1 protein-coding gene is annotated in these 810 nt (G+C 69.8%); it reads right to left on the reverse strand.

Going from position 1 to position 810, the window contains the following annotated elements:
* Window positions 1–657, reverse strand: a 657-nt coding sequence (locus tag LPA54_RS33520; RefSeq protein ID WP_228984488.1) for a family 16 glycosylhydrolase, incomplete at its 3' end; no start/stop codon positions are given.
* Window positions 658–810: the final 153 nt, after the last annotated feature.

Raw genomic sequence — 810 nt, forward strand, 5'->3', positions numbered from 1 at the left:
CAAGTCGACGGCGAAGGTGTGGAAGGCGTCCGCAAAGGCCTGTCCGCCGGGGAGCGTGTAGGCCGCGCCGATGCCGCCGGACCCGAAGTAGCCGGGGCCGTGGATCGTGCCGTGCACGGTGGACGGCTCGAAGCCGACGTTCTCCATGATGTCGATCTCGCCCGAGTCCGGCCAGTTGACCGGGGTGCCGAGCATCCAGAACGCGGGCCACATGCCCTGCCCGCGGGGGATCTTCATCCGCGCCTCGATGTGCCCGTACTGCGCGGTGAACGTGCCGGAGGTGTTGAGCCGGGCCGAGGTGTACTGGCAGGCGCCGTACCAGCACTGGTAGTTGGCCGGGTTCTCCTTGCGGGCGGTGATGACCAGATGGCCCTGGCCGTCGAGCGCCGCGTTGTTGTTCCCCGCGGTGTAGTACTGCCGTTCGTGGTTGTTGACGTTGTCGCCGGTCTCGATGTGCCACTTCGACGGGTCGACCGCGGCGCCGGCGGGCCCGTCGAAGGTGTCCGAGACGACGACGGCCGCAGCGGAGACGTCCGAGGCGGGTGCGGTGGAGCGGGCGGGTTCCGCCTGGGCGGTCGTGCCGGCCACGCCGGAGGCGAGGAGCGCGGCGGACAGGGCGGCGACCAGCCATCCGCGGCGCGTGCGCGGAGAGGACATGGCTCTCCCTTCCGTACGGCGGCCCGTGGGGACGGGCGCGCCGACCGTGGTGGGGGGTGAAGGTTCAACCACTTGATTCAAGATGTGAGATAAGAAGGCGTCAACCCCCTGGTACAGACCAGGAATTCACATCGGGCCGGACCCCCGCCCTCC

The organism is Streptomyces sp. DH12 (genome assembly GCF_020873895.1).
GTDB lineage: Bacteria > Actinomycetota > Actinomycetes > Streptomycetales > Streptomycetaceae > Streptomyces.